An 8,095-nucleotide genomic window follows, 5' to 3' on the forward strand; every position below is an offset into this window, starting at 1 on the left:
GACCGCCGGCTCCCCCGCGGCTCCGACGTCGGAGCCGGAGGAGCCGGGCACCGAACTCACGACTCTCGCCGACACCGAGGATGAGGAGCCCGTCGACGAGTCGACGCCCGAGATCCCGGCGCGGGTGGTCGCCGAGGACGAGGCGACGGAGGAGGGATCCGACGCCGGAGATCAGCTCCCGACCCTCCCCGACCCGAACGACCCCGACTCCAACGACCCCGAGGACCCCGAGCCCGCCGACACGGTCGCGCCGGTCACCTCCTGGCAGCTCGCTCCTCCGGCCGTCGTGAAGGCAGGGGCGACCGTGCCGATCCGCCTCCGCGCCCAGGGCGAGGTCGACGGATCGCTCATCGACAAGACGATCTACCTCGACGGCACCCAGATCGGCAACAGCGCCTTCGCTCACCGCAACTTCGACTTCCGCCTGAACACCACGGGTCTCGCCGAAGGCGTGCACGTGCTGCGCGGGACCGCCGAGGACGAGGCCGGCAACAGCGCCGAGGCGATCGTCGCGTTCGTCATCGACGGCAGCGGCCCGACCATCACCGTCAAGCCGGGATCGATCGGCGCCGGCGCGGTGTTCTCGAACCTCGACCTCAAGCTCTTCGACGCGAACAAGGTCGACTACGTCGTGGTCAACGGCGTGACGAAGAACCTCACCGACAACAACTGGTCGGATGTCAACGACATCGTGCTCGGCTCGTTCGGCATCCAGAACGGCGTGCCCTTCACGGTGGTCGCCTACGACGTCGCGGGCAACTCCACGACGGCGACCTTCACGATCGACGCGTCCGGCCCGACCATCACGGTCAAGCCGGAGTCGGTCGGCGGCCCGAGCTACTACTCGAACCTCGACCTGAAGCTCCACGACGCCTTCCAGATCGACAAGGCCGTCATCAACGGCTGGACGAAGGACCTCACGAACGACCAGTGGTCGGATGTCAACGACATCACGATCGGTTCGTACGGCATCCAGGACGGCGTGCCGTTCACGGTCGTCGCCTACGACGTCGCCGGCAACGCGACCACCGCGACGTTCACCCTCGACGGCACGGCCCCCCGGGTGTCCTGGCAGGTCCTGCCCGAGTCGCTCCAGTCGGGCTCGGAGCACTGGCGGTTCATCACCAGCGGTGAGCCCCTCCAGTTTCTCAACAAGGTCACGCTCATCGACGGCAACGAGTGGGATGCCTTCACCAGCACCCACCGCAACCGCGACATCGTGATCGACACGACGCTGCTGAGCGACGGCGTGCACACCGCGCAGGGCGTCGTCTACGACGAAGCCGGCAACCGCGGCGAGACCGCGATCATCACCTTCACGGTCGACAACTCGGGCCCGCAGATCTCGGTCAAGCCCGAGTCGGTCGGCGGCCCGAGCTACTACTCGACTCTGAGCCTGAAGCTCCACGACCCGAACCTGGTCGACAAGGTCTCCGTCAACGGCGTGCTGAAGGACCTCACGAACAACCCGTGGTCGGATGTCAACGGCATCACGATCGGGTCGTTCGGCATCCAGGACGGCGTGCCGTTCACGGTGGTCGCCCACGACGTGCTCGGCAACACCACGTCGGCGACGTTCACCCTCGACGGCACGTCGCCGACGGTGAGCTGGCAGGTGCTGCCGCAGGCGCTCCAGTCGGGTGACGAGCACTGGCGATTCATCGTGACCGGCGAGCTGGTGCAGCTGTTCAACAAGGTGACGTACATCGACGGCGGCGTGTGGGATGCCTTCACCAGCACCCACGTCAACCGCGACATCGTGGTCGACACGAAGCTGCTGAGCGACGGCGTGCACACGGCGCAGGGCGTCGTGTACGACGAGGCCGGCAACGTCGGCTCGACGCCGATCGTGACGTTCACGGTCGACAACTCCGGGCCGGCGGTCACGAAGAAGCCCGAGTCGACGAAGCTCTCGCTGAGCCTCAAGCTCTACGACCCGAGCAACGTCGCCTACGCCACCGTCAACGGCGTGATGTGGGAGCTGACCGACAACCAGTGGTCGGACCTCAACGGGATCACCGTCGGCAACTACGGCATCGAGAAGAACGTGCCGTTCCTGGTGCAGGTCTACGACGTGCTGGGCAACGTGACGGTCGGCGAGTACACGCTCACCGCCACCGGCGGCGGCGTGCCGTTCGAGCCGGTCGGCTGATCTGGCGGTAACTGACGCACCCCTGACCGGGCCGCACCTCGAATCTGAGGAGCGGCCCGGTTAGCTTCGTGGCATGACCCTCACCGCCACCGAGCAATCGTCCGCCGTCGAGCACTTCGCGGCGAAGCTTCGTTTCGAGACCGACCCGTCGGACGTCGCCGCTGCCTTCGCCGCCGGGGAGGACTTCGTGCTCGTCGACTCCCGCGGGCACGCCTCCTGGCACCAGGGCCGCATCGCCGGCGCGATCCACCTGCCGCACGCCGAGATCCCCGAACGCGCGCCGGTCGAGATCCCGATCACGACCCCGGTCGTCGTCTACTGCTGGGGCCCGGGATGCAACGGCTCGACGCGTGCGGCGCTCCAGTTCAGCCGGCTGGGCTACGCCGTGAAGGAGATGATCGGCGGCTTCGAGTACTGGGCGCGCGAGGGCCTCGAGATCGTCGACGACTCCGGACCGATCACCCGCGCGGTCGACATCCTCACCTCGCCCCGACCGTCGAACGGCGCGGTGACCTGCGACTGCTGATCGCCTTGTGGATACCGGGGTCGTTCGCCGGGAGCGTTTCGGCATCCGGGAGTGCCGTTCTGTATACATAAGGATGTATTCGGCGTAACGTAGCCCGACGTGAGGGCGAGCGACTCGGCGTACGACTGGCTGCGGGAGGAGATCCTGCACTGGCGGCTGCTGCCGGGCACCGCGCTCTCCGAGATCGACCTCGCCGAACGCCTCGGCGTCTCCCGCACTCCGCTGCGGGCCGCGCTCGCCCGGCTCGCCCTCGAAGGGCTCGTCGACACCTCGCGCGGGCGCACGGGCGTCGTGTCGGAGGTCTCCGCCGCGACGATCACCGAACTCTTCGAACTGCGCGAGGCCCTCGAGACCCAGGCCGTCCGTCTCGTCGCACGGCGCGCCGACCCCGCGGTGTTCGACCTCCTCGCGAGCCGCTTCGCCGACGCCCCCCGGCTGCTGCGGGAGGAGGGGATCGACGCCTACTACGCGCTCGTCGCCGAGTTCGACGCGGCGCTCGACGCGGCGCTCGGCAACGCCGTCTACCGCGGCGCGCTCGACGGCGTGCGCCTGCACCTCGCGCGTGCCCGCCGCATCGCGACCGACAACCCCGAACGGCTCGTGCGCTCCGCCGAGGAGCACCGGCTGATCTGCGCCGCGATCCGCGACGGGGATGCCGCGCTCGCCGCGTCCGCGACGACGGTGCACCTCAAAGCCTCCCTCACCACCATCCTCGACACGCTCGCATCCCGCGACGCCTCCGCTCTGAAAGGCCGTGCATGAAGCTCCACCCCGTTCGCACCTACCGCTCCGACGAGAACCTCGCGACGGAGGATCAGCTCGCCTGGAAGGTCGCGCAGGTCGCCGTCGACCCGGTCGCCGTCGACGCCGAGGTGACCGAGATGGTCATCAACCGCGTGATCGACAACGCCGCCGTCGCGGTCGCGTCCATCGGCCGGGCCCCGGCGGTCGCGGCGCGGGGCCAGGCGGAAGCGCACCCGACGGGAGCGGGCTCGAACGGCGCCGGCGCGACGGTCTTCGGCGTCGAGGGGCTGTTCAGCCCGGAGTGGGCCGCGTTCGCCAACGGGGTCGCCGTGCGCGAACTCGACTACCACGACACCTTCCTCGCCGCGGAGTACTCGCACCCGGGCGACAACATCCCGCCGATCCTCGCGGTGGCCCAGCACGCCGGGCGCGACGGCGCCGCCCTCGTGCGCGGGATCGCGACCGGGTACGAGATCCAGGTCGACCTCGTGAAGGCGATCTCGCTGCACAAGCACAAGATCGACCACGTCGCGCACCTCGGCCCGTCGACCGCCGCCGGCATCGGAACCCTCCTTGGGCTCTCCCCCGAGATCATCTCCCAGGCGGTGGCGCAGGCGCTGCACACGACGACCGCCACCCGCCAGTCGCGCAAGGGCGAGATCTCCACCTGGAAGGCGTACGCGCCGGCCTTCGCCGGCAAGATGGCCGTCGAGGCGGTCGACCGGGCGATGCGCGGCCAGACCAGCCCGAGCCCGATCTGGGAGGGCGAGGACGGCGTCATCGCCTGGCTGCTCGACGGCCCCGATGGCCGCTACGAGGTGCCGCTGCCGGAGGCCGGCGAGGCGAAGCGCGCGATCCTCGACACCTACACGAAGGAGCACTCCGCGGAGTACCAGGCGCAGGCGTGGATCGATCTCGCGCGTGCCCTGCACTCCCGGTATCCCGAGTTGCTCGACCCCGCGAACGTGACGCGCATCGTGCTGCACACGAGCCACCACACGCACTACGTGATCGGCTCGGGCGCGAACGACCCGCAGAAGTTCGACCCCACCGCCTCGCGGGAGACGCTCGATCACTCGATCCCGTACATCTTCGCCGTCGCCCTCCAGGACGGCACCTGGCACCACGTCGACTCCTACCTGCCGGCGCGCGCCCAGCGGCCCGACACCGTCGCGCTGTGGCACAAGGTGTCGACCGTCGAGGATGCCGAGTGGACCCGTCGCTACCATTCGAACGACCTCGCCGAGAAGGCGTTCGGCGGCCGCGTCGAGATCGACCTCGCCGACGGATCGCGCATCGTCGACGAGATCGCCGTCGCCGACGCGCACCCGCTCGGCGCCCGCCCCTTCGCGCGCGAGCAGTACCTCCAGAAGTTCCGGCTGCTCGCCGACGGGGTGCTCGCGCCCGCCGAGATCGACCGGTTCCTCGACGTCGCTCAGCGGCTGCCCGTGCTCTCGGCGGACGAACTCGCCGGGCTCAACGTCGTCGCCGCCGGGCTGCCCACGCCGCCGAAGGGTCTGTTCTGATGCTGCACACCCACGTCACCGCCGCCGAGAAGCGCCGGGCGTTCCGGGCGGGCCTCGCAAGCGGCACCATCCAACGGTTCCCGGGAGCCTTCACCCCGCTCTCCACGCGGCTCGTCCAGGAGAAGGGCTTCGAGGGCGTCTACATCTCGGGCGCGGTCATGGCGAACGAGCTCGGGCTGCCCGACATCGGCCTGACGACGCTCACCGAGGTCGCCCAGCGCGGCGCGCAGATCTCGCGCACCACCGACCTGCCGACGCTCATCGACGGCGACACCGGATTCGGCGAGCCGATGAACGTCGCCCGCACCGTGCAGCTGCTCGAGGATGCCGGGGTCTCCGGCGTGCACCTCGAGGACCAGGTGAACCCGAAGCGCTGCGGCCACCTCGACGGCAAGGACGTCGTCGACGAGAAGACCGCGGTGAACCGCATCCGGGCCGCCGTTCAGGCCCGCCGTGACCCGGGCTTCGTCATCATGGCGCGCACCGACATCCGGGGGGTGGAGGGGCTGACGGCGGCGCTCGACCGCGCGAAGGCACTCGTGGATGCCGGCGCCGACGCGATCTTCGCCGAAGCCATGGCCGATCTGGGCGAGTTCGAGGCGATGCGGGCCGCTGTCGACGTGCCGATCCTCGCCAACATGACCGAGTTCGGCAAGAGCGACCTCTTCACGGTGCAGCAGTTGCAGGATGTCGGGGTGAACATGGTGATCTTCCCGGTCTCGCTGCAGCGGATCGCGATGGGAGCGATCGAGCGCGCGCTCGACGCGCTCTCCACCGAGGGGTCGCTCGCCTCGCAGGTGCCCGAGATGCAGACTCGGGCTCGCCTCTACGACCTCGTCGACTACGCCGCCTACGGCGCATTCGATGCCGACGTCTTCACGTTCGACCTCGAGAACAACAGGAGCTGACATGACCGAACCGACCGACATCAAGAAGGGACTCGCGGGCGTCGTCGTCGACACCACCGCGATCTCGAAGGTCAACCCCGAGACCAACTCGCTGCTCTACCGGGGCTATCCCGTGCAGGAGCTGGCCGCGAACTGCACCTTCGAGGAGGTCGCCTACCTGCTCTGGAAGGGCGAACTGCCGGATGCCGCGCAACTCGCCGGCTTCGAACGCCTCGAGCGCTCCCGGCGGCATCTGCCGGACGTCGCCAAGCACGCGATCGATCTGCTCCCCGTCGACGCGCATCCGATGGATGTCGTGCGCACCGCGGTCAGCGCGATCGGCGCCGCCGACCCGACCGCTGCCGACTCCTCGCCGGAGGCCAACCTCGACAAGGCGATGACGCTGTTCGCGCAACTGCCGGCGATCGTCGCCTACATCCAGCGTCGTCGTCGCGGCCTGGATCTCGTCGAACCGCGCGACGACCTCGGCTACTCGGCCAACTTCCTGCACATGACGTTCGGCGAGGTGCCCGACCTGGTCGTGGTGACCGCGTTCGACGTGTCGATGATCCTGTACGCCGAGCACTCGTTCAACGCGTCGACGTTCACCGCTCGCGTGGTCACCTCCACGCTCGCCGACCTCTACTCCGCGGTCACCGCGGCGATCGGCGCCCTCAAGGGGCCGCTGCACGGGGGTGCGAACGAGGCGGTCATGCACGTCTTCGACGAGATCGGCTCCGCCGACCGGGCCGCCTCCTGGCTCGACACGGCGCTCGCCGAGAAGCGCAAGATCATGGGTTTCGGACACCGCGTGTACAAGAACGGCGACTCCCGCGTGCCGACGATGAAAGCCTCGCTCGACACCCTCATCGCCGAATACGACCGTCCCGACCTGCTCGCGCTGTACGACACCCTCGAAGCCGCGATGGACGAGCGCAAGAGCATCAAGCCCAATCTCGACTACCCGTCCGGACCGGCGTACCACCTCATCGGGTTCGAGACGGAGCTGTTCACGCCGCTCTTCGTCGCCGCGCGGGTGACCGGGTGGACCGCGCACATTCGCGAACAGCTCGAGGCCAACGCACTCATCCGTCCCCTCTCGCAATACGTGGGGCCGGAGCAGCGCGCGGTGCCCGCCTCGAGCAGCTAATCGTCACAGAACCCTCTGTGGCGTAGTGGACCCGGGCGTGCGGGGTTCCTTCGCGGTGGAAGGGGTTCCGCGCAAGACCTGCATTCTGCGGCGCACCCGGTGGTACGTTCCGGGCATGTCCCGAATCGTGGCGGCGGCGCCCGCTCTGCCGCCGCATGCGTACCCGCAATCCGAGATCACGGCCGAGCTGTCGCACCTCATCACCCACGACGTGTCGAAGCGCGCCGTGCTGGAGCGGTTCCACGCCGCGAGCGGCATCGGCACGCGGCACACGGTGCTCCCGCTCGAGCAGTACCGCGACCTGCGTTCCTTCGGTGACGCCAACGACATCTGGATCCGCGAAGGCACCGCGCTCGCGACTCGCGCCGTGGGCGACGCGCTCACCACGGCCGGCCTGACCGCCGAGGATGTCGACTACCTGTTCTTCACGTCGGTGACCGGGATCGCGGCGCCGTCGATCGACGCGCGACTCGTGCCGGCCCTGGGGCTGCGCGGCAACGTCAAGCGCGTGCCCTCGTTCGGGCTCGGCTGCGTGGCCGGCGCCGCGGGGCTCGCACGCGTGCACGACTACCTGCTCGGGCACCCCCGCGAGATCGCCGTGCTCGTGTCGGTCGAACTCTGCTCGCTGACGCTCCAGCACGACGACGACTCGATGGCCAACTTCGTCGCGAGCGGGCTCTTCGGCGACGGCGCGGCCGCGGTCGTGGTCGCGGGGGCCGAGCGCGCGCGCGAACTCGGACTGCCCGGCCCCGACATCCTCGGCACTCGCGCCGCGCTCTACCCCGACAGCGAATCGGTGATCGGCTTCGACGTCGGCGGTACCGGGTTCCGCATCGTGCTGACGGCCGCGGTGTCGGCGACGATCGACGCGAACATCGCCGACGACGTCGCGGGGCTCCTCGCCGACCACGCGCTCGGCCGCGCGGATGTCGACGCCTGGATCGCGCATCCCGGCGGCCCCCGGGTGCTCGAGGCGTTCGAGAAGGGGCTCTCGCTCGAGCGGTCCGACCTGTCGGCGTCGTGGCGATCGCTGGATGCCGTCGGCAACCTCTCGTCGTCGTCGGTACTGCACGTGCTCGGCGACATGCTCGACCAGCCCGACGGGACCCA

At 69.5% G+C, this 8,095-nt stretch carries 7 protein-coding genes; all 7 read left to right on the plus strand.

All coding sequences use genetic code 11. From position 1 onward, the window contains the following. Positions 1 to 2,152: Ig-like domain repeat protein (locus ACILQS_RS13990; protein ID WP_395640744.1), on the plus strand; the 2,152-nt coding region annotated here is incomplete at its 5' end. A 73-nt stretch (positions 2,153 to 2,225) separates the two neighbouring features. Then, on the plus strand, positions 2,226 to 2,678 hold the full coding sequence (locus tag ACILQS_RS13995; RefSeq protein WP_395640745.1) for a rhodanese-like domain-containing protein: 453 nt from the start codon (positions 2,226 to 2,228) through the stop codon (positions 2,676 to 2,678). Between the two features lie 99 nt (positions 2,679 to 2,777). After that, entirely contained in the window at positions 2,778 to 3,440 is a 663-nt protein-coding gene (locus ACILQS_RS14000; RefSeq protein ID WP_395640746.1) for a GntR family transcriptional regulator, read from the plus strand. Continuing rightward, positions 3,437 to 4,948, plus strand: coding sequence for an MmgE/PrpD family protein (locus ACILQS_RS14005; protein WP_395640747.1), 1,512 nt, complete (start codon positions 3,437 to 3,439; stop codon positions 4,946 to 4,948). The genes ACILQS_RS14000 and ACILQS_RS14005 overlap by 4 nt, the downstream gene beginning before the upstream one ends. Next, positions 4,948 to 5,856, plus strand: coding sequence for a methylisocitrate lyase (prpB, locus tag ACILQS_RS14010; protein ID WP_395640748.1), 909 nt, complete (start codon positions 4,948 to 4,950; stop codon positions 5,854 to 5,856). Before ACILQS_RS14005 ends, prpB begins: the two co-directional genes overlap by 1 nt. Before the next feature lies 1 nt (position 5,857). Beyond that, complete coding sequence (locus tag ACILQS_RS14015) at positions 5,858 to 6,985, plus strand: bifunctional 2-methylcitrate synthase/citrate synthase (RefSeq protein ID WP_395640749.1); 1,128 nt, start codon at positions 5,858 to 5,860, stop codon at positions 6,983 to 6,985. 115 nt (positions 6,986 to 7,100) lie between these two features. Further along, positions 7,101 to 8,095: type III polyketide synthase (locus ACILQS_RS14020; protein ID WP_395640750.1), on the plus strand; the 995-nt coding region annotated here is incomplete at its 3' end.

The sequence above is a fragment of the Pseudolysinimonas sp. genome, from assembly GCF_044239695.1.
In the GTDB taxonomy this organism is placed as follows: Bacteria; Actinomycetota; Actinomycetes; order Actinomycetales; family Microbacteriaceae; genus Pseudolysinimonas_A.